Annotated in this window: 17 protein-coding genes; 2 read left to right on the forward strand and 15 right to left on the reverse strand. The window is 40.1% G+C overall.

What is annotated here, in order from left to right; translation table 11 throughout:
- Positions 1-3: 3 nt before the first annotated feature.
- From CH361_RS08875 to CH361_RS19690, 3 genes are all read right to left on the reverse strand, one after another.
- Positions 4-1,941, reverse strand: a complete 1,938-nt coding sequence (locus CH361_RS08875; protein ID WP_100790445.1) for a B12-binding domain-containing radical SAM protein — start codon at positions 1,939-1,941, stop codon at positions 4-6.
- A 45-nt stretch (positions 1,942-1,986) separates the two neighbouring features.
- A complete protein-coding gene (locus CH361_RS08880) occupies positions 1,987-3,246 on the reverse strand; it encodes an EAL domain-containing protein (RefSeq protein WP_100790534.1) in 1,260 nt (419 codons plus the stop codon).
- A 193-nt stretch (positions 3,247-3,439) separates the two neighbouring features.
- Positions 3,440-3,604, reverse strand: a complete 165-nt coding sequence (locus CH361_RS19690) for a hypothetical protein (RefSeq protein WP_165782241.1) — start codon at positions 3,602-3,604, stop codon at positions 3,440-3,442.
- A 79-nt stretch (positions 3,605-3,683) separates the two neighbouring features.
- Between CH361_RS19690 and tmk the strand changes: the two genes are divergently transcribed.
- Entirely contained in the window at positions 3,684-4,289 is a 606-nt protein-coding gene (tmk, locus tag CH361_RS08885; RefSeq protein ID WP_100790446.1) for a dTMP kinase, read from the forward strand.
- Position 4,290: 1 nt separating this feature from the next.
- Here tmk and CH361_RS08890 read toward each other — a convergent pair whose 3' ends face one another.
- From CH361_RS08890 to CH361_RS08930, 9 genes are all read right to left on the reverse strand, one after another.
- Positions 4,291-5,175, reverse strand: coding sequence for a class I SAM-dependent methyltransferase (locus CH361_RS08890; RefSeq protein WP_100790447.1), 885 nt, complete (start codon positions 5,173-5,175; stop codon positions 4,291-4,293).
- A gap of 7 nt (positions 5,176-5,182) precedes the next feature.
- Positions 5,183-6,037 (reverse strand): metal ABC transporter permease, encoded by an 855-nt coding sequence (locus CH361_RS08895; RefSeq protein WP_100790448.1) that lies wholly within the window; start codon positions 6,035-6,037, stop codon positions 5,183-5,185.
- Positions 6,030-6,752: a metal ABC transporter ATP-binding protein gene (locus tag CH361_RS08900; protein ID WP_100790449.1), complete on the reverse strand. Its 723-nt coding sequence runs from the start codon at positions 6,750-6,752 to the stop codon at positions 6,030-6,032. The genes CH361_RS08895 and CH361_RS08900 overlap by 8 nt, the downstream gene beginning before the upstream one ends.
- On the reverse strand, positions 6,730-7,674 hold the full coding sequence (locus tag CH361_RS08905; protein ID WP_100790450.1) for a metal ABC transporter substrate-binding protein: 945 nt from the start codon (positions 7,672-7,674) through the stop codon (positions 6,730-6,732). Before CH361_RS08905 ends, CH361_RS08900 begins: the two co-directional genes overlap by 23 nt.
- Positions 7,675-7,688: 14 nt before the next feature.
- The gene (locus tag CH361_RS08910) at positions 7,689-9,047 is read right to left on the reverse strand and encodes a TonB-dependent receptor (RefSeq protein ID WP_100790451.1); all 1,359 of its coding nucleotides are present in this window, start codon (positions 9,045-9,047) and stop codon (positions 7,689-7,691) included.
- A gap of 27 nt (positions 9,048-9,074) precedes the next feature.
- Positions 9,075-9,821, reverse strand: a complete 747-nt coding sequence (locus tag CH361_RS08915; protein ID WP_100790535.1) for a hypothetical protein — start codon at positions 9,819-9,821, stop codon at positions 9,075-9,077.
- A gap of 53 nt (positions 9,822-9,874) precedes the next feature.
- Positions 9,875-10,831 (reverse strand): amidohydrolase family protein, encoded by a 957-nt coding sequence (locus tag CH361_RS08920; RefSeq protein ID WP_100790536.1) that lies wholly within the window; start codon positions 10,829-10,831, stop codon positions 9,875-9,877.
- A 43-nt stretch (positions 10,832-10,874) separates the two neighbouring features.
- Positions 10,875-12,632, reverse strand: coding sequence for an acyl-CoA dehydrogenase family protein (locus CH361_RS08925; RefSeq protein WP_100790452.1), 1,758 nt, complete (start codon positions 12,630-12,632; stop codon positions 10,875-10,877).
- A 125-nt stretch (positions 12,633-12,757) separates the two neighbouring features.
- Complete coding sequence (locus CH361_RS08930; RefSeq protein WP_100790453.1) at positions 12,758-14,296, reverse strand: methyl-accepting chemotaxis protein; 1,539 nt, start codon at positions 14,294-14,296, stop codon at positions 12,758-12,760.
- 168 nt (positions 14,297-14,464) lie between these two features.
- On the opposite strand from CH361_RS08930, the gene zigA reads away from it, so the two are divergent.
- A complete protein-coding gene (gene zigA / locus CH361_RS08935) occupies positions 14,465-15,697 on the forward strand; it encodes a zinc metallochaperone GTPase ZigA (RefSeq protein WP_100790454.1) in 1,233 nt (410 codons plus the stop codon).
- 65 nt (positions 15,698-15,762) lie between these two features.
- Here zigA and CH361_RS08940 read toward each other — a convergent pair whose 3' ends face one another.
- From CH361_RS08940 to CH361_RS08950, 3 genes are all read right to left on the reverse strand, one after another.
- Positions 15,763-16,578: a CPBP family intramembrane glutamic endopeptidase gene (locus CH361_RS08940; protein WP_100790455.1), complete on the reverse strand. Its 816-nt coding sequence runs from the start codon at positions 16,576-16,578 to the stop codon at positions 15,763-15,765.
- 39 nt (positions 16,579-16,617) lie between these two features.
- The gene (locus CH361_RS08945) at positions 16,618-18,183 is read right to left on the reverse strand and encodes a HEAT repeat domain-containing protein (protein WP_100790456.1); all 1,566 of its coding nucleotides are present in this window, start codon (positions 18,181-18,183) and stop codon (positions 16,618-16,620) included.
- A 114-nt stretch (positions 18,184-18,297) separates the two neighbouring features.
- On the reverse strand, positions 18,298-19,740 hold the full coding sequence (locus tag CH361_RS08950; RefSeq protein WP_425268676.1) for a di-heme oxidoreductase family protein: 1,443 nt from the start codon (positions 19,738-19,740) through the stop codon (positions 18,298-18,300).
- Positions 19,741-19,758 lie beyond the last annotated feature (18 nt).

Raw genomic sequence — 19,758 nt, forward strand, 5'->3', positions numbered from 1 at the left:
ATTTTAAAGTTCTCCGTAACCCAAAACTTCGAAGGACCATCTTTCTTCTAAAGGCCTTGCCGAAAAAGTAATGGCCTCCGGATCCATTTCTTCTTTTAAAAATTCAAAATCAGATTGGTCGACTTCTGATCCTTCAATCAAATAAAAAGCTTCTTTTTTGGGATTGATCTTGCGGATATTTTGGTTAGAGATTTTTTCATAAATCAGAAAAGATAGGGAGTCCCCATTCCTATCTCTCCATTTCTTTAACTCAGTATGATTTTCATCGAATAAAAACACCAAACGATGTTGGAGGTTCTCTCCCCTATGGGCAAGTGTTCTCGATAAATAAGAATTTCTTTTGGATTCCAATTGAGATACTAACTTAGATACTTCATCCGATTTCGGAACACGAACGAGTTCCATGACAAAGTCGATCGTACAAAATGGTTCAGCACCAATTCTTTCTTCGATTAAAGTTTGGATCCTTTTCAGATCTACCGAAAGGTCTTCCGTGTGAAACCAAACACTGTGATGGCGACTTCCCGACCAAGTAGACAATCTCTTTTCTAAACTAGAAATATTTTGTTGAGAACTGATGATCTGGGAATGTTTTAAGTCTACATCCACTCTGTCATTACAACCAGGTTTTGTTTCACATAAAAATGGTCGAGGGAATTCATCAAGTCGCCTTTCCAGTAAGTCTTCTGCGAAATACAATGACTCTGTCAAGTCTCTAGGGCTAAAGGTGGGAGTTTCTATGATCCGATATGGTGGTGTTGGCATAAAAGAAAGACCTTCTTTTTCAGCATCCCTTCGCATCGCCGTACCTGGCAAAACAGACAAAGGAAAGGCCTGGACCCATTCCCCAAGTCCATGTTCCAAAAAGAAATGGATTCCTCTTTCGACATCATCCGGTTTATCTCCCGGTAATCCAATGATCAGATCCAGAAGAAGTTCCATCCCTTCTCCGGCCAGCATCTTTGCCACTTCCGCTACTTTATGAGGACTACCGTAACGTTTCACTCGTTTCAAAGTGTCTTCGTTGACAGATTGGAGTCCAAGTTCCACTCGAGTAAATCCCGCCTTACGAAGTTTAGTTGCTAGTTTCGGGGTCACACCTTCCGAACGAAGTTCAGCAAACATTGACATACGACCATCAGAATTCACTTCCGCTATGGCATCTAAAAAGTTCTCAAAACCTGGTCTGTGGTTGAAAGTAGGATCTAAAAATACAAGTTCCCTAGCTCCCTTTTCTTTTAAGTTTGTAATGAGTTTGATGGTTTCTGGAATGTCTAGGGTTCTTAAATTTTGCGAAGATTTAGGATAAAAACAATAAGTACATTGTGACTTACAACCACGAACAGTTTCTAAATAAGTAGACCTTTTTGGGTCCACTAACAAATGTCCGGTTGTATAAGGGGATGGAAAGTCTGTCAGAGGAAAATCAGCAGCCACTGGTTTTCCAAAAGGGCTAAGGCCCCCTTCTTTTTTTCTATAAGCTACATTGTCCAATCCTTCTAACGAAGACTTGGACAAAACGGTTCGCATCAGTTTACGAAAACTATGTTCTGCTTCCCCTGAAACTGCGATATCATAACCCTCTTCGCCAAGGACATAGGGATTGTCTTCGTTTACCTCAGGCCCCCCAATGAGAATGGTTGTTTCTGGATTTCTTTTTTTAACTTCTTTCGCGATATAAAGACTACGTTCCGTATTCCATAAATACAGAGAGAGTCCTAAAAAATCCGGGCCTTCCTTTGTGATTTTTTCAACAAGTTCCTTATCTCCCAGAGAATCTGTATCTTCTGGAGAAACCACAAAGGGACGAATCCCTTGTACAGGATCTTCTTTGGATTCAAGACAACTTGCCAAACTAGCAGCTGCTAAAGGTACATTTCCCGTGGCTGCATAGTAGGAAGGAGGCGGAACCGGTAATTGCAAAAATTGTATTTTTGCCATAGCTCTTGCCAGTATCCACCCAGAGAGGGTTTTTCGCAAAACCTTTCAGGATCTAGAAACGACTACATCGATAAATAAAATCAAGTTTTCCGATAGATTTCTAGCAAATGTCCGTAACATCATCCGCTCTGATATATCGTGGTACATTTGAGAAAGGGTCCAAGCATCTCGACTGGTTTTGGATTTATGCAAATGTTCAAAAAAATAAGGACGAAAGGACCAGTTTTTACCCAGGAAAGAATAGTCAGGTACCATAGTTCCCGTGGCATCTCTGGAATAATTGGGAGAAACCTGAAACCCTAAAGGATTGGTGATGTACATCCGAAAAAAATCTCCATCTCCAAAAACACTGGTTTCAAATCCACCTTTCCATTCCCAAATTCCATTTTCTTCGGTAAATCCCATCATGATTTCAGATAGTTTATCTTTCCAAACATTCTCCCATTCGATTTGCCGATTCATTTCTCCTTGTTTGCGGGCATGAAAGTATTCCAAAGAGGATTGCATCTCGGTTCGATAATCAAATCGTTTTGCAAAAACAGGTTCTGGTTTGGCAAAATAAAAACCTTGGATGTATCTGGCTCCATAGTTCAGTGCATTATAAAGTTCGTCTTCCGATTCAATTCCTTCAAAAAGAAGACTACTCCCCAGAGATTCACCAAGTTTCGAAAGATTTAATAAAATTTCTTTGAAGTTTCTAGAGAAGGTAGACCGCCTTAACATTTGTAAGTCGACCTTTATGATTTCTGGATGGAAAAGTCCGATTCGGTCTAAGTTACTTGCTTCTGATCCGGCATCATCCACAGCAATGGAAAAACCCTCTTGTCGATAGAGATTCAAAACCGGTCGTAAAAGTTCTAAGTTGTGAGGAAATCTTTCTTCTGTGATTTCGATGACAATCCGCTCTGGATCCACACCCACTTCTCTGACCATTTGTATTGTTTGCGGTAAGGAAATCTCTAACTGAAGAAGGGCATGATACATTAAATTAGGAGAAATGTTGATAAATAATTTTGTTTCAGGTGGAGCTTCTTTTGCAAACTTCTGTAAGGCTGCAAAACGAATTTCTTCATCCACTTTTTTCTTTAAAAAAAAGATTTCATCATACCCAAAGGTTTGGGATAAAAAGAATTCACCAAGGCTTACTAATCCTTCCGGTGTGGAAAGACGTCCCAGTACTTCATAACCGTATATGCCAGTAGATTCCGATGAGAGGATGGGTTGGAAGACGGGAAGCAAAGTTCCTCCTGACAACCATTCTTTCCATTCACGTAGGAATTTATGACTTTCTCTTTCTGTAATCATAGATGGATACACTGGATATACTGCAAGATCGGTACCAGTAAGCATTGTAGGGAATATTACTGCATTCTGCTCAAAAAAAAGACATTAGGGATTTGGAGAAGAAAAAATAGAAGGAAATTTGCTTAAATCATAAGCAAGATGATAAAAAAAAACCACCCAAGTTTCCCAGGGTGGTTTCCGCGTTGAGCAAAAATTACTTAATGTCTCTAGCTTTTGTTTTGAATGACTCATCCAATTTTGGCTTTTTAGAAGGTTTTGGTTCTTCTACAACTGGCGTTTGTTTAACTTCTTCAGATGCACAGTTAATCATAAATACGGCCAAAAAAGCAATGATCAGCATATACGAAATTTTTTTCATGTTTCTGCTCCTTAGACTAAATTGCCGTGTTTCGTAAAAAAGTCGAGGAAAAAACGGCCATTCTTAAAATGGAGGGGATATGCTTCAAAATAGTCAGTTCTTTGTCTTTGAAGGGATCGATGGTTCTGGGAAAACCACTATCTCCCGTTTGGTTTCCGAAGCCCTCCTTAAAAAATCCATCCCCAACCTTTGGCATAGAGAGCCAACGGACAGTGTGCACGGTAAAAAGATCCGAGAATTTTTGTTAGGCAACCTAAAACTTAATAAAGAAGAACAAATAGAAGTGTTTATTGCCGACCGTGAATGTTCCGTAAATGAGGTCATCTTACCGACGTTAAAGAATGGCAAATCAATTGTACAAGATAGATATTATTTTTCCACCGCAGCTTACCAAGGTAGAGACGAAGAACATGCTGCTGACATTTTATACAGAAATGAAGACAAAGGATTTCCAGAACCCAACCGAGTTTATTTTTTAGACCTTTCTCCTGAAGAAGCACATGAAAGAAGAACGTCTCGCGGTGGAACTAAAGAAGTTTTTGATGTCGACTCAGAACAAATTAGAATTTACCAAAACTATTTAGCAATCCTACCAGAATCCACCATCTTTGTAGATGCGACAGCAGACCTGGAAGAAGTCGTTGCATTTTGTGTTGAAGACATTTTAAAGTCACTGGAAGGTTAACCTATCCTTTTCGCACCATATACACCATCATATCACCGATCTCAAACCATTTCACCGCTCGGTCCATAATCCATTTTCTAAGTTTGAAGAAAAAACTTGCCCCAGCTCGCGAAGTCATTCCACTCCCATAAGAAAAGGAAACTGGGTTTTGGTATCCCAAAGTTAGTAATAGATTCTTTAAACCTTTATAAGAATAATAATATAGATGTTCTGGGACATTCAAATACCGCCACTTGAGACCTGCCAGTTTGGCAAGGATTCCATAACGACAGGTGGATAAAATCAGCACTCCTCCTGGTTTCAAATGTTTTCTAATTTTCTCCAAAGTTTCTTTGGGTTTGTGAAGGTGTTCAATCGTAGCCCACAGGGTAATGAGATCAAATTGGTTTTGGAATGTGAGATCCCAATCGAGAAAGTTTTCCTGAAAGATATTTAATTTTAGAGTTTCGCGAGCAAAACGAACCGGGCCATCAGCAATTTCGATTCCATAAGCCTCATAACCTCTATCCTTTTGGTAGGCCACAAAGTAACCCGCAGCACATCCAATGTCCAAGGAAGAAAGTTTTGTTCCCAGCGGCAAACTAGAGATTCGTTTTTTCTCCCAGGAAAAAAAATCCAAATCCTTTAGGTTGAGCCTGAAAACTCGAGAAATCTCAGTGCGGAGTTTGTCAGAGTAATAATTGTCATAACCCCTCTCCGTCCTTTGGGTAAAATAAGAATCATCATAGTATTTTTTTACCTCAAGGAAACTTGGTTGTGGGTTCACTTGCACAAGATGGCAGGATTCACAAGAAACAATCGAAAAGGACTCACCCAGAGGACTTTCTTTGGTAAAAATGGGAGAAAAGCGGGTCTGTCCGCAGGTATTACAAGGGATTGGTTCCACAAGTAATCTATCGGACAGATTTTGAAAAAACGGAAGTAGTTAGAAAACGAACCAAATGAAGAAAAAAAGCAAAACCACAAAGTACGAGAATGATGCTAGAAGATGTGGGAAAATAAATCAATTCTCCGTTTCGTTCGAATCCAATAAGTGAAATTAAAAATCCAGAAATGGTCGCAAAAACAGAAAACAAGGCACAGACAAGGGTCAGAAGTTTTAAAGAACGAATGAGAGGGAGTAAAGCAAATACAGGCAAAATCAAGTGGGCAATGCTATAGAAAGTTCCAAGTAAATTCACAGCCACGGTAAGGGAAGCCGCTAAGATAATATAAAAAAGAAGATCAAAAGGAAGAGGATTTCCTACTTGGATTTTGTATTCGTCCCGATCAAAACTAATAAAAAGGAACCTTCTGAAAAAACTTAAATAGAGGATAAAAAAGAAAACAGCGATATAAATTCCAAAGGAATCAGCACGAACTTGGGAAGTTAAGATATCTCCAAAAAAAGCTGCCATCAAATGGTTTTGTACATTTCCACCAAGAGCCAACATAACTTGCGAAGCCGCAGAAAAGAATACAAAGAGAATCCCGAGAACGACCTCTTCTTTCATTCCAAAAAGTTTTCTTACATACAAAAGAGGGAATACTAAAATACATGAGAAGATCACTGGAAAAATTTCTCCAGGCCACTCCATAAACAAGGATAAGGCGACAGAAAAAGTCACAGCCTGGGAAAGTGTTACCCCAAAAAAAGTCATCCCACGGAGTACAATCAGAATTCCAAGAACTGATAACAATGCTCCGACAAGGCTACCCACAACCATTTGTGGTAAAAATAAATCCCAACTAGAAAGTATATTAGTCATGATGGTGGCAGTTTGGTGGCCTTTCTCCACTGGTGATATTGTAGAGTTTCCCCTCGTCTATTTCAAAAATTTCGTCGAACCCAAATCCCCAATCATGTTCCAAACTATGAGTAATAAAAAAGAGAGACCTGTTTCCATCTCTTAGGTATTCAGACAAAACTGTTTGGAAAAGTTCACGGGCATTGTGATCCAAAGAATCCATCGGTTCATCCAAAAATATCAAATTGGCTTTTGTTAAGAGAGACCGAAGGATGAGAACTTTTTGTAATTGTCCCCCACTACAGAGGGAAATTTGTTTTTTTAAATAAGAACTAACGCCAGTTCTTTCAATTAAATCTAAATCTTCTGGAGCAAATTTCTTTTTGGGCAAAAAACTAAGTCCGATGTTCTTTGGCATTAAGAGAACATCTTGTACGGACAAAGGAAATTCCAAAGACATTCGTTTGGCTTGAGGAACATAGGAAGTTGTGATTTGTTTTGAAAACTGAATGGAACCAGAAAGTGGAGGGAGTAAATCTGTCAAAGTACGAAAGAGTGTTGTTTTTCCAGCACCATTTCCTCCCACAAGGGCATAGGTTTTGCCGGAATGGATATGCAAATGAATGTCCGATACAACAGGAAATTCTTTTCTATAACCCACAGATAACGAATCCGTGTGAATAAAGGTTTTAGATCCTTCATTTTTTTCTATACTATTTGGTTTTATCACTGGCATCGCGTATTTTTTGTAACATCAACCGAAGTGTGTCTTCGTAAGTATTGGCCTCTGGGGTTCCCCCAACAGAAACCGGCAATGTTACCACCACAGACCCCGGAACCTTCGAAGATACATACTCTGCATACTTTGGATTGTGATAGGGTCCAATCAAGATAATTTTTATCTTTTCTGCTGTCATATAACTGATGACTTGATCCATATAACGAACAGAAGGTGGAACGCCAGGACGTTCCTCAATGGTTAAGTTGGCATTGAATTTAAAACGAGATGCTAAATAAACAAACTGGTCATGGAAAACGGCTACTTTGAGTCCAAAGTATGGTTCCATTTTTTTCATTTCCTCTTTTGTGAGTTGGATGAGTCGTTTTTTGAATGTATTAAAATTTCCTTCGTAATAATCGCCATTTAGAGGGTCCACCCGCGTGAGGGCATTTTTAATGTTTTGAGCCATTTGGATGGCATTGATGGGATCATTCCAATAGTGAGGATTTCCATAAATATGCATATCTCCCATGGAACGGTCCATCATCACCGTTGGTTCCCCCAGAATTTTCACTCCGAAAGAAGTATCACAATACCCAGGTTGTCCTTTTTGGATTTTGATATTACGGGACTGTTGTTGGAGATAAGGAATCCAACCAATTTCTAAATCAAGGCCAATCACACAAAGTACATCGGCTTCACTCAGTTTCACAAGAAAGTCTGGTCTTGTCATCACAAAGTGTGGATCATCTGTTCCTCGAATCATTCCGGAAACGTCAGCCCGCTCTCCCGCGACTTGTTCGGCAATGTATTTGATATCGGGAAGACTTGTGACAAGAGATACCTTTGCTGAAAGATTCGATGCAAAAAGAACTGAGATAAAAAAGTTTAGTAGAAGAAATTGATTCAATTGTTTTTGAAACTTTGTCTGTAACATATACACTAATTTCCTTAATAACTATGTGCGGGATGAGAACCAAGAACGGCAACGGTTTGGATATAAAAACGATATTCCCTGGATTCTTCTTCTGATGATTTGGAATAATCTTGAATGAAACGTCTTTCCAAAGAACCTCTTATCTTTCCAAATTCAGAACTATGAAAAGTCATTTGTAAGGACTGGGCCTCTATGGCATTCTTTGCCGGATCCCCATTTTTGTCGACAAGGGACTTATCGGTAAAGTAATCATAACGAAACCCAACAGACCAAAGCTGGTGGAATTTAAAATCAACAAATACATAAGCTCCCCATTGGTCTTTTGTGGGAGATTTGAATTTTTGGAAAGTCACCGGATCCATATTACTTGGGAAAACTTCTTGTTGGTACCAACCCTCACCCATTAACATAATCTCACTTAAATTAGACCGGTTCCAACGAAGCACAGCATCGGCTCCATAGAGTAACCTTTGGTTTTTTCTCTCGGTTGTGGGTTCAAATCGGATCCCAGAAAATCCAAACTGAGTTCCCCAGTTGTTACCAAAATAATAAAAATGTTTTAAATGGGCATAAAGAAGCGGGTTATTTTTTTGAACTCCCGCATCATGGGAATGCCCCCATTTCCTTCCGTTGGTAGCACCTAATACGAGTTCTTGTGTGATCCACTTCCAAGGAAATAAAATACTAAACTCGGCTCCTGTATCAATGGCAGATTCCCAACCAATGAATTTTTCATGAACAATCGGAGTCATGGTAAAGGCACGGTCATGAGAATGGATTTTATTCAAGCGACCCACATCGATAAACATCTGCCCTGCTTTGAGAGAAGTGTTGAAGGGCAAAAAGGGAAACTGCACCCAAGCCTCATGGACTTCAAAAAAATATTTTCCATTCTCACCGTGAGCCGCACCAATAAAATTTGCACGCATCCACTGGTCCACGGCCCCGTTAAACCCAAATTCGGCGGTGCGAATGTCTAGTTGGTTATCAATTCGTTCTCCCGTTCCCCGTGGTTTGTTTCTATCCCAAGCGCCAACAATGTCAATGGCAGCGTAAGCATCCATCATAAGATTCTGTGCAGACCGATTGATCTGTTGGTTGGATTGGACAGGAGAGGAAATTCCCCGACTGCCTTCGGTTCCCTTTTCTCGTTTTTCTTGGTCTTGTAAGTCTTTTTCTAAATCCGCTTCCCAATCGGCCACCGCTGTGTCAGATTTAGGCTTAGAAGAAGTCGTAGTCTTTTTGTTAGCTGGTTCTTTGCCCTCCAGCTCCTTCTCCCACTCCGTAGCCTCGGCAAAAAGAAGAGCAGAAAACAATAGGGAGAGAATCACTCCCCCCTTTTTGATTTTAGAAAAACGATTGTTTGCTTTCACTTGATCTTATATTGAGTTGAATCAATTCTACTGAAAGGAACCTGCCGTTCCAATGGTAGTAGTATAGATTGTAATCGATTTTATCGTAGCCTTGTCGATTCGCAATCCAATTCTATCTCCGCCAAAATTAGCAGTCACGCCATCATCAGAAAATTGGTAAGCATTTCGGTCTGCTGTGGCGCAGGACATTGCCCAACCAAACACATGAGCCGCCCCACTTTCCTCGTGTACTTCCAAACAAAGTGTTTTTTCAGCGGATACAGAAGAAGCCCATGGTGTAGGAGCCGGATTACCAAAAGCGGAATTAGAACCAAGTACTGAAAGTTTATTCACAGATGTTGGCATGATATGAAAGCCAGGTCCACTTAAATTCGTCGTAGAAGGTAGTATCGCATCAATACTAGAATCTCCTTGCGAAAGCACGTAAACAATCTCGATACTTGCTTTTTTATCACCACCAAGGCTGGATAAACTAGAAGCTGTGGAATAAACTGTCGAACTAGATCCGGTTCCCACAAGGCCACCGCTGAGAGAAACAGAGGAAGAAGAAAATCCACTACCAGCAAGAGCGGCATTGGCATCACCCCGACAAGATGTAAAGTCAATCTTTCTACCATTTACTGGAGAGGAAACATCAGTAACCGTACAACCGGCATTCAAAAGAAGAGCAAAAAGAGCATCATTATTATCTTTCTTATCATTTTGAAAGAGTTCTGCACAATTGAATACAGAGAGTGCAATGATAGAAAATAGGAAAAGTTTAACAAATTTCATAAATACCTCTGTGGGACAATTATTTGCAACACTGTTGCAAATGCAACCACGTTTCATTTAAAAAATCGGCTTTCTGCGTTTCGGTAGAGAATTTTTTGTTTGGCCAAATCACTGATCTGCAACTCTAAAAGCCGAGAAATGGGGTGGTTTAGGTTGTAAGGGATGTTGGGAAAATCCGATCCAAAATAAATTTGGTCCTGATAGGTTTCCAAGTAGGAAACTGCAAAATCCACATCTTCCGCTTTCCCCGTCGCAAGAAAGTCCACAAAGACCATAGTTGTATCTAGTGCCAAATTAGGATATGAATCAAGTAACGAAGCATAGGCGGAAATTTCATGAGCGCCCATATGGGCCACGATCACCACTAACTTAGGATAGGTTTCAAGAAATGGTTTGAAAAACTCGATACCAGTAAACTCACCGGGAAGTGGTGCGGTTCCTGTATGAATGAGAATCGGGATTTGTTTTTCTTGCAAATACGAAAAAGTATCGGCAAGTTCAGGACGGTTCAAATTGAGTTTAGAGACTTCGCAGTGGAGTTTAAAGCCGGAAAACCCATAATCTTCAACTGCTTTTTTCACATAACCAAGCACACCCTCCTCTGGATAAAAAGTTCCAAAGGGAATGGCACCCTCCCAATTTTTGTAATTGGTATAAGTCCAATCATTTAAAGAAGAAGCCATACCGGCTTTATGAGCATAGTTTAAAGTGGTAAATCGTTTGATCCCATTGTGGTGGAGGCGTTTCACTCGTTCCGCTTCGGGAAGCCTGTAACCAATGGCCCAGTTCACATTGTCAAACCAACGCCAAATCAGTTTCATCACGGTTTCAGGAAAAAAATGAGTATGGATGTCGAAGATATAAGGAATGCCTAAATCACGAATTTTCTCTAAATGATCGGGGGTTTCAGAATCTAAGATGGGTGGGAAAGAATCTCCCCTCCAAGAAAAAGGAGAAGAGATCCGAGTGTCCTTTTGGTTTGAGGCCAGAGGGGATCCCTCTCCTTCCATAAAACAAGCGTAACAGGGAAGAAGAGGATTTTTACTTTTTGGTTTAAGCAGTGACTGGTGCTTTTTTCTTTCCACGAATTTTCGTTAGGTTAGAAGCTAAGATCGCTGCACTATCAAGGATATAAGCATCCGTGATCGATTTACGATAGTTTCTTCTTTCTACTTTTGAACGACCAATACTTCTTTCGAGTAACAAACTGTTGTGGAAACGAGCTGCTGACTCTACTACTTCAAAAGCCAATTCTTCCCGAAGTGGTGTGGATTCAATTTCTGCAAACTCTGCCACAACCAATTCAAATTGTTTGAATAAATCGTTTAGGCCTTGGCTTGCCGAAAAAGTTGCCATTTCCGATTTCAAGTATTCACGGTAGATTCCTGTTTCTGTCATCCCAGAAACAATCCCACCAATACAAGCAACCGTTTGGAGTTGAGTGGTTCCTTCATAAATATTGGTGATACGCACATCACGGTAAAGTCGCGCTACATCATAATCTTCCGTATACCCAGATCCGCCATGGATTTGCATTGCGTCATAAGCCACAAGGTTTGCCATTTCGGTGATATAGTATTTGGAAAGTGGAGTGAAGAGTGAGGCAAGTTTTTCCCATTTTTTAAAGGTTTCATCTTTTCTGATGTCCTTTTCAGAAAGACCTTTCATCTTTCCTCGTTCTTCTTTCCAACGATACTGGTCTACTGCGTAACTTGCTTCATACAAAATGCAACGCATCGCAGCCACTTCCCTTTCGCTACGTTCCAACATTTTTTTCACAGCTGTGATGTTGTTGATTGTTTTACCAAACTGCACTCTTTCTTCTGCATATTTTTTACCTTCGAAGTAAGCAGCAGTCGCAATCCCCATCGCTTGGGCCGCAATATTGAGACGTGCTTGGTTCATCATGGCCATAGAATATTTCACAAGGCCTTTTCCCTCTTCCCCAATCAGAATCCCTGGACTATTTTCAAAAACCACTTCGCAAGTAGGGGAACAGTGAAGTCCCATTTTCTTTTCAATGGAAGCCACAAATACATCTTTGGAGTGTACTAAAAAGAAAGAGAGTCCACGAGCCCCACTCGTAGTGGTTCCAGTTCTTGCAAGAGTGAGAATGATAGATGGTGCATTACCAAACCCGCAGGCATGTGTGATAAATCTTTTGGTTCCGGTGATCTTCCAAGATCCATCTTCCCCTTTTACTGCTTTAGTTTGTAAGTTAGGAAGGTCAGAACCGTAGTTAGGTTCTGTGAGAGCCATCGCCCCACAAAGTTCGCCAGCCGCCATCTTGGGAACAAATTCATGGATCATTTCTTCTGTTCCAAATCGTTCTACCGTTTCCGCGAGGTTCATACAACCAAGAGTGATGGCAAGAGATCCGTCTCCACGAGAAACACATTCGGATAACATCGATTGTACGACAGAAGGAAGGCCAAGTCCACCGTAATGTCTGTGGATTCCGTAAGGGAGAAGTCCTGCTGATTTGATTTTTTCCACCACATCGAGCATGGCTTTTGGAAATCCCACTTGTCCGTCTTTGTATTTGAGTCCCTCTTCATCCATTTCTTTGGCGATTTGAGAGATATCGTTTCCGGCAATGTCACCACCGGCTTCTAGGGTAGAACGGTAGAATTCAATGGCATCTTCATAATTGCCGGGAGCGAAGGTAAGTTCTTCTTTCCCCGATTTTTGGTATTCTGCAAAGTCTTCAAAACCTTGTTCGTATTGGTCTACCACCTCGTTCCAAGGGGTAAGGGAATCAAAATGATCAATAAGGTCATCGTTATCGTTAAAATAGTTATTCGAAATCATAGAGTCGGCTCCTAAATAGGACTTTCACTCAAAGATCAAACTAGTGAGAAGAATTACAAATAGTTTTCCCACCCCACAACCTGAACGAAATGAGGGGGTGTTAAGTTAATGGTGTTAGACAAGGATCATTTGATCCGGTTTGCCAAAGTTTGGATGTCTTCAATATGTTCCGAAAGGACTCTTGTATTTTCTGCCACGACTTGGATCGCATCCTCAATACTTTCTGCGGCTCGCATCACTTCCTGGTTCCCCAAGGTTTGTTCTTTAGCAATGGTTTCAAGTTGAGAAGAAAGTTCTTTGAGTTCCTTTTGTGATCCGATTACTCTTGCATTTAATTTTTGTAAGCCGATAAATTGTTCGTTAAAACTCACCACTTTCTTTTGAATTTCGCTCATTTCCTTTTCTTGGTTCTGTGCGAGTTCACTTGCATCTTTGGCAGAGGAATTTCCTTTGAGTAAATCTGATTTTGATTTGAGAATGGTTTTAGAAATGATACTGGCATTCGTTGCGGAATTGTCAGCAAGTTTGGCCACTTCTTGGGCCACAACAGCAAACCCACGTCCATGTTCCCCGGCTCTTGCCGCTTCAATGGAGGCATTTAAGGCAAGAAGGTTTGTTTGGTCAGCGATTTCCTTCATGATTTGGTTTACATCTTCTACCTTTTGAAAGCTAGTACTTACCTCTGCCAAAATGGAATTTAAGTTTTCCATAGAACCTGTTACCAAATTACTAAACTTGGAAGACTCATTGATTTGTTCTGAAATGGTATCCATCTCTACACGAACCGAATTGACAATTCCTTCTAGGGTTTGACTTTCTTCGTTTAAGGTTTCGATTCGGTTGTATTGGTCTTTCACAAAAGAAAAGGAACTTTCGGTAGACTGCGAAATTTCCGTTAAAGAAGCAGAGATTTCCTCAATGGAAGCCGCTTGGTTTTGAACTAAACCATTCAAATCATTCGCAAAAATTTTTAATGAAGCAACCGATTGGTTTAAACTTTCACCGGTTTCAACCATAGCTTCTTTTTGTTTTTGCATTAGTTTCGAATTTGTTTCCGATGTATTTTTTCCCGAGATTGCTTCATCTCGAATGGAAATGAGTAATCCAACCATTTTACCGATTACAACAGTTGCCATGATCAGAAAAAAAACTTTTACAATTTCCACAGGCAAAGAAATAGAATATGCCATTTTATGTGTATCGTTGCGGTCAATAAACTCCATTCCAGTCATCCCAGCAAGAACCAAAGATCCAATTTGAACCACAACAAGCATAGCACCTAAAACATAAGTTTGGCGGGATGAAAAAAGAAATCCAGAATACAGTAAAATAAAAAACGAAATGATATAGTTTACCCCATCTTTCAATGCCGAAGAAGCAATGTCCAAATCAAGGATACTTTGTCCCCAAGTATTAGAGCCAATGAGAATGATATCGATCAAAACGAACCAAAAAGCATGAGGATCTTTCCCTTTTTTTAAAAGGATAAACTGAGTGAGAGCCACCATTCCATAAAAGAAGGTAGTGAACAACATCATCACAAGTTGGTTTGTATGAAGTGAACCCAAACTTCCAAGAATTCCTAAAAGAAAAATGACGAGGAGAGTGACTCGAATCGAATTGATGGTCTTTGCGGCCTTTAAGTAATAAGGATCCAATTGCATATCTAAAGATTTTGAACTTAGTTCATAAAATGCAAGAATTTCCTGATATTTTTAAGGCAAAGTCCTAGATTCCGCCCGAAATGCAAACGCAACAAAATTGCATTTATCCGTTGACAGAAAATTCCTAATTCAAAACTAATGCAACTATATTGCATTAAGGAAATTCTAATGACAGCAAAAATCCCAGTCACCGTCCTCTCTGGTTTTTTAGGGGCAGGCAAAACCACCCTACTCAACCACATTCTCGCCAATCGCGAGGGCTTACGAGTCGCCGTGATCGTAAACGATATGAGTGAAGTGAACATAGATGCAAAGTTAGTTGCTTCTGGTAGTTCTCTTAGTCGCACAAATGAAAAACTGGTCGAAATGTCAAACGGATGTATTTGCTGCACACTCCGAGAAGACCTACTCTTAGAAATTACAAAGTTAGCAAAAGATGGAAAGTTTGATTCGATTTTGATTGAATCCACAGGAATTGCAGAACCACTTCCCATCGCGGAAACCTTTACCTTCGAAGATGAGGATGGTGTGAGTTTGTCAGAAATGGTAAAACTGGATTCTATGATCACAGTTGTGGATGCCTTAAATTTCTTGAAGGACTTTCAAAGTTTAGATTCATTAAATGAACGAAAATTAGGTGCTGGTGAAGAGGATGATAGAGACATTGTTGACTTACTTGTCGATCAGGTAGAATTTAGTGACACGATTATCGTAAACAAAATCAGTTTGTTATCAGAAGAAAAGAAAAACAGATTACTCACAATTTTAAGATCTTTAAATGCTGATGCAGAAATCATTACAACCGACTATAGTAAAGTTCCTTTATCAAAAGTTTTAAATACAGGACGGTTTGATTTTGATAAAGCAAGCCAGTCACCTTTATGGTTAAAAGAACTTCGCGGAGAACATGTTCCCGAAACAGAAGAGTATGGGATTAAAAGTTTTGTTTATGGAAACAGGCGTCCCTTCCATCCGGAACGATTTTACAAATGGCTCCATTCTGAAAAACCAGGAGTGGTTCGTGCCAAAGGTTTTGTTTGGCTTGCTAGTAAAATGGATTGGGTAGTTCTCTACTCACAAGCAGGAAACTTATCTTCTTATAAACCAGAAGGATATTGGTGGGCGAGCATTCCAGATGAAGATATCCCTGATGATCCCGATGTTTTTGAAAATCTAAAAGCACATTGGTTAGAACCTTGGGGTGATAGACGCCAAGAAATGGTTCTCATTGGAAGGGATATGGATGAAAAAAAAATCCGCGAGTCTCTCGATAAATGTCTGTTAACTGACTCAGAATACAAACAAGGTCCGGAAAAATGGGCAAGATATGAAGACCCATTTCCTGACTGGGATGCCATGATTGCTGAATCAGAAGAACAAGAAAGTGGAACAAATTCATGATCGTGTATTTAGGTGATATGCCCATAGAAATTATGGGCATACTATCATTAAACATGGTCGTTCCTTCATGTATTCTGCCTCTCTACTTTAGATAAATTTTTGAATCCAGTGAATCCAAGCACAACAATCGCAAAGACCACGAGTAAAAACCCGGTGATGTTCATAATATTTGTATCAATCGAGTCAGAGGTAAAAACGATATCAATCGTTCCATGAAAGAGGGCCGCCATAAGAATACTTCCTCTAGAGGAATTATAAAGCCAGGTCAAAAGAATGGCTCCTGTAAATAAGGACATGAACCATCCAAAAATTCCGAACACGTTCATTGCCATAAAACTAGGTCGATATAAAAAAAGAGGAGTATGCCAAGCTGCCCATAAAAAAGTAAGGACCAAAGTTGCATTGAATGCATTTAATTTCTTTTGTAATTTAGGTAAGGCATAACCTCTCCATCCTGTCTCTTCTCCAAATCCATAGATGATGATATTATAAATAAAAAAGGAAAAAATTCCAAATTCAGGAAATTCACTGCTAACACCTAGTCCTTTAAAACTAAATCGAGAGTTCATCAAATCATTGATCACTGTTGCAAGAAGGAGAAGAAGGAAAGGACTAAATCCAGCAACCAGATACCAGACCCAATTGACTTTCCATTGAAACATTCGAGAAAGTAAGTTTTTTACACCAAAACTTCCCTGTTCCCATTGATTCAAAATAAAGGCAGCAATCAAAGGACCAAAGGCACCCAAAGCATGATGATAGGGTAAAACCGGTAAAAAATGAATTCCAAACTTTGGCAAATACAAAGGAAGCCAAATGGTCCAGGAAATCAAATAAGCTAACACAAAATATAAAATTAACGATTTAAAATATTCTTTCATAAAATCCTAATTGTATCCAAACAAAATCATTCTTTAAAATTACAAACTTCCTTTGGCCCAATCGTTCCATTCCCTAGCTGTACGAAACTTTTGCCCAGTAACAGCCGTAAGCGCATAGTAACTCAGTTTTCGTTTTTCTGCATCCTTTCCATTTGCAAAAGTCAAAAGAAGAGGAATGGATTTTTTATCTTTCCGTTTGGCAATCTCTTCCATAGCGGGCCTGTACACTTCAGCGTCATTGGATTTGGTTGCTTCTTCGATGACAAGGCGAGCTTCTTCGGTAGGAATGAGTGCGATAGTGGAAAGGATTTGCGGAGCCATTTTTGGCCTATCCGAAAGTAGTTCTTTTAACTTTGGCAAACTACTGGGATCTGCAATCGAACCAAGTGCTTCTAAAGCATAAACCATCAACTTGGCATCTCCTTTATCGAGAGCTTTGATCAGATCAGGAACGGCTTCTTTGGCACCAAGAATTCCAAGTGACCAAGCAGAACCATACGGACCCTCTGGTTCTCCCGATAATAAAATTTTTCTAAGTATGGGTATAGAGGCTTTATCACCAATCCAACCAAGTGCTTCCGCAAAACTATCTCGTTCGGGAGTGGATGATTTTTCTAATAACTCTTCAATCCGAAGTCTTCCCTCTTTATACCTTTGCCGACCAACAATCTTTGCAGCACTTCCGAAGTTTGTTGTATCTTTTCCATTTAACAAACTAAAGGCTAACTTTGCTGCTTCTTTGGAAGGAATGGAACAAAGCACATCCGTGGCATAAAGTCTGGTTTCCGAATCTTTGGAACGCAAAGACTCGAAGACTTTAGGAATCACAACTGGATTTCCAATTTCGATGAGAGCCATCGATGCATTTTCTTTTCCTTTGCTATACGGTAGGTTCAAAGCATTAACAAGCACTTCATTTGCTTTTTTAGCCTTGATTCTTCCAAGAGCAAGATAAGCCGCTGCAAGGCTGGGAGATTCATCTTGTATTTTTGTAAGTCCAAGCAAATAAGATTCCGCAGATGAAACCTTTAATTTTCCGAGTGCCATGGCATAGGTTTTGTCTTTTTCACGATCTTTGTTTTTTAACGCCAAACTTAAAATCTCTGGACCAATAAAGTTTGCCCCAATTTGAACCAAAGCATCCACAACTTGTAATCGAAGTGTGGAATTATCATCATCTAACAAGGGAAAAATTCTTTTTCCGACAGAAGGATCTTTCATCCGAGTCAGGGCATCCAGATAAACATCCTTAGGATTTTCTAAGTCCGACCACATCAGATTCACAATAGCACTAGAAGATGATTTATCTTTTAAATCTCCAAGAGCAATGGCGGCACCTGCCCGGACTCCCGGTTCCTTGTCAGATAAAAGTTTTTTTAGTTTGGGAACGGCCGATTTTTCATCACGACTTCCGAGTTGGATTGCCGCTTGGGAACGTGTGAAAGAGTCCGAAGAATCTAGTTTATCTAGTAGTTCTTTTGTAGAAGGTTCGTCGGACACAATTTCCTCGAAAGAGCTTGTATCTTCCTTCACCGGACCCGGATCACAATTCAAAATAAGGATAAAAGTAAAAAAATAAAAAAGGAAACTGCCTTTCATTTGCATGCCAGACAAATTTATAAATTCAAAAATCTGCCTACAAGTTTTAATTCCAAAAGCAGAGCTGAATTTTCTCTGAAACCTCAAACCCTGCCATTTTTCTCCCTTTTTTAGTGAAACTTATAATGATAATAAAAATCGAATCATACTGGCACGATCCGAAACATTCAGTGCTAAAAAGTACTGTTTACTTTTTTCTGCTTCTCCTCCATGCCAAAGGATGGCTTCATCTAGCGTTTTTGCACGACCATCATGTAAGTATCTTGCCCTTCCATTAACAGCGCCAAATAACCCGATCCCCCAAAGTGGAGCCGTCCTCCATTCTCTTTCATTAGCCTCTCCATCTGCTTTCCCATCACTCAAATCCTCTCCCATATCATGTAAAAGTAAATCAGTATAGGGTCGAATGGTTTGGCCTGCGAGTTGTGGATAAGCTGCGTTAGAAGAGGTTACCATTTTTTCCACATGACATTTGTTACACCCTGCTAAAAAAAAATGTTTTTTACCCGTAAGAATTACCTGTGAATTTGCATTACGACGAGTAGGCACTGCAACTAGTTGCATATACTTGGTAATGGCTACAATTTTCTCTTCGGTCACTTCTGGACTACCACCATTAGTCGCACTGGCACAGGTAGTTTGTGAAGAACTACAATTTTCCCCCGAAAACATGGGGCTCGTAATCCCAATATCACCAGAAAAAGCAGCGGAGTTTTGGCGTTTGAGACTGGGTGCATTTGCCTTCCATCCGAACCTTCCAAGAGACCTCCCACTTCCCACAAGATCCCAAATATAATTAGGCCTTCCGGAAATTCCATCACCATCTAGATCCATAGGGTCTGCATAAGAAAGGATAGTTGCTTCTGAAACAGCTTCCAAAAGTCCAAGTCCTATTACTTGTTGTGTCAACCGAACTGATGTTTTATGGTTTGAATCAAAAGGGCCATATCCGAGCCCACTGAATACTAAATTAGGCCTTCGCAAAATATAAGAACTTCCATCCTGATACGTTCCAGTGATGGTATCATACTCAAAATGAACTTCCCCTTCTGGAGTTACACCAGCCACCGCATTAGGTTGGAACTGTGTCCCATAAACTGGTTCTGGATCATTCCCCTTAGTGCCAACACCTAACCTTACCAAGGTGAAATTCAAAGGATCTCCATCATCTTCCACTGCTCTTCCGTTACCCGCGTGACATCCCAAACAAGAATTCGTGTGAAAGAATGGACCAAGACCATCACGGTCAGGCAAAGAAGCAGAAAAACCTGCTGTCCAAGGAACTTCAAAGACAGCTTGTCCTACTGTAAAATCAGATACAACAGATAGTGGTGAATTTTTTCCAAATTGGAGGAAGGCACGAGCATCGGTGACAAAACTTGTCATCGCCTTTCCTCCTGATAACTCTTCCCCTTCTTCAAATTCCCATGGTAACTTTCCCGATTGGTTTAAACCGAGTAAGACCAAACAAGAAGCATCCTCACAAAGTTTTTTTTCATTCGGACATTCCAACACCTGGGTAGAATTGATCACGTCCGATAAACCGAGATTCGCAGAACACACGTTCGCCTCAGCGAACGC

The organism is Leptospira brenneri, assembly GCF_002812125.1.
GTDB classification, from domain to species: Bacteria; Spirochaetota; Leptospiria; order Leptospirales; family Leptospiraceae; genus Leptospira_A; species Leptospira_A brenneri.

Bases quoted from the DNA above. Each gene is read 5' to 3' on its own strand.
- CH361_RS08875 (WP_100790445.1), bottom strand. From the start codon at position 1,941: ATGGCAAAAATACAATTTTTGCAATTACCGGTTCCGCCTCCTTCCTAC.
- CH361_RS08880 (WP_100790534.1), bottom strand. From the start codon at position 3,246: ATGATTACAGAAAGAGAAAGTCATAAATTCCTACGTGAATGGAAAGAA.
- CH361_RS19690 (WP_165782241.1), bottom strand. From the start codon at position 3,604: ATGAAAAAAATTTCGTATATGCTGATCATTGCTTTTTTGGCCGTATTT.
- tmk (WP_100790446.1), top strand. From the start codon at position 3,684: ATGCTTCAAAATAGTCAGTTCTTTGTCTTTGAAGGGATCGATGGTTCT.
- CH361_RS08895 (WP_100790448.1), bottom strand. From the start codon at position 6,037: ATGACTAATATACTTTCTAGTTGGGATTTATTTTTACCACAAATGGTT.
- CH361_RS08900 (WP_100790449.1), bottom strand. From the start codon at position 6,752: ATGCCAGTGATAAAACCAAATAGTATAGAAAAAAATGAAGGATCTAAA.
- CH361_RS08905 (WP_100790450.1), bottom strand. From the start codon at position 7,674: ATGTTACAGACAAAGTTTCAAAAACAATTGAATCAATTTCTTCTACTA.
- CH361_RS08915 (WP_100790535.1), bottom strand. From the start codon at position 9,821: ATGAAATTTGTTAAACTTTTCCTATTTTCTATCATTGCACTCTCTGTA.
- CH361_RS08920 (WP_100790536.1), bottom strand. From the start codon at position 10,831: ATGGAAGGAGAGGGATCCCCTCTGGCCTCAAACCAAAAGGACACTCGG.
- CH361_RS08925 (WP_100790452.1), bottom strand. From the start codon at position 12,632: ATGATTTCGAATAACTATTTTAACGATAACGATGACCTTATTGATCAT.
- CH361_RS08930 (WP_100790453.1), bottom strand. From the start codon at position 14,296: ATGCAATTGGATCCTTATTACTTAAAGGCCGCAAAGACCATCAATTCG.
- zigA (WP_100790454.1), top strand. From the start codon at position 14,465: ATGACAGCAAAAATCCCAGTCACCGTCCTCTCTGGTTTTTTAGGGGCA.
- CH361_RS08940 (WP_100790455.1), bottom strand. From the start codon at position 16,578: ATGAAAGAATATTTTAAATCGTTAATTTTATATTTTGTGTTAGCTTAT.
- CH361_RS08945 (WP_100790456.1), bottom strand. From the start codon at position 18,183: ATGCAAATGAAAGGCAGTTTCCTTTTTTATTTTTTTACTTTTATCCTT.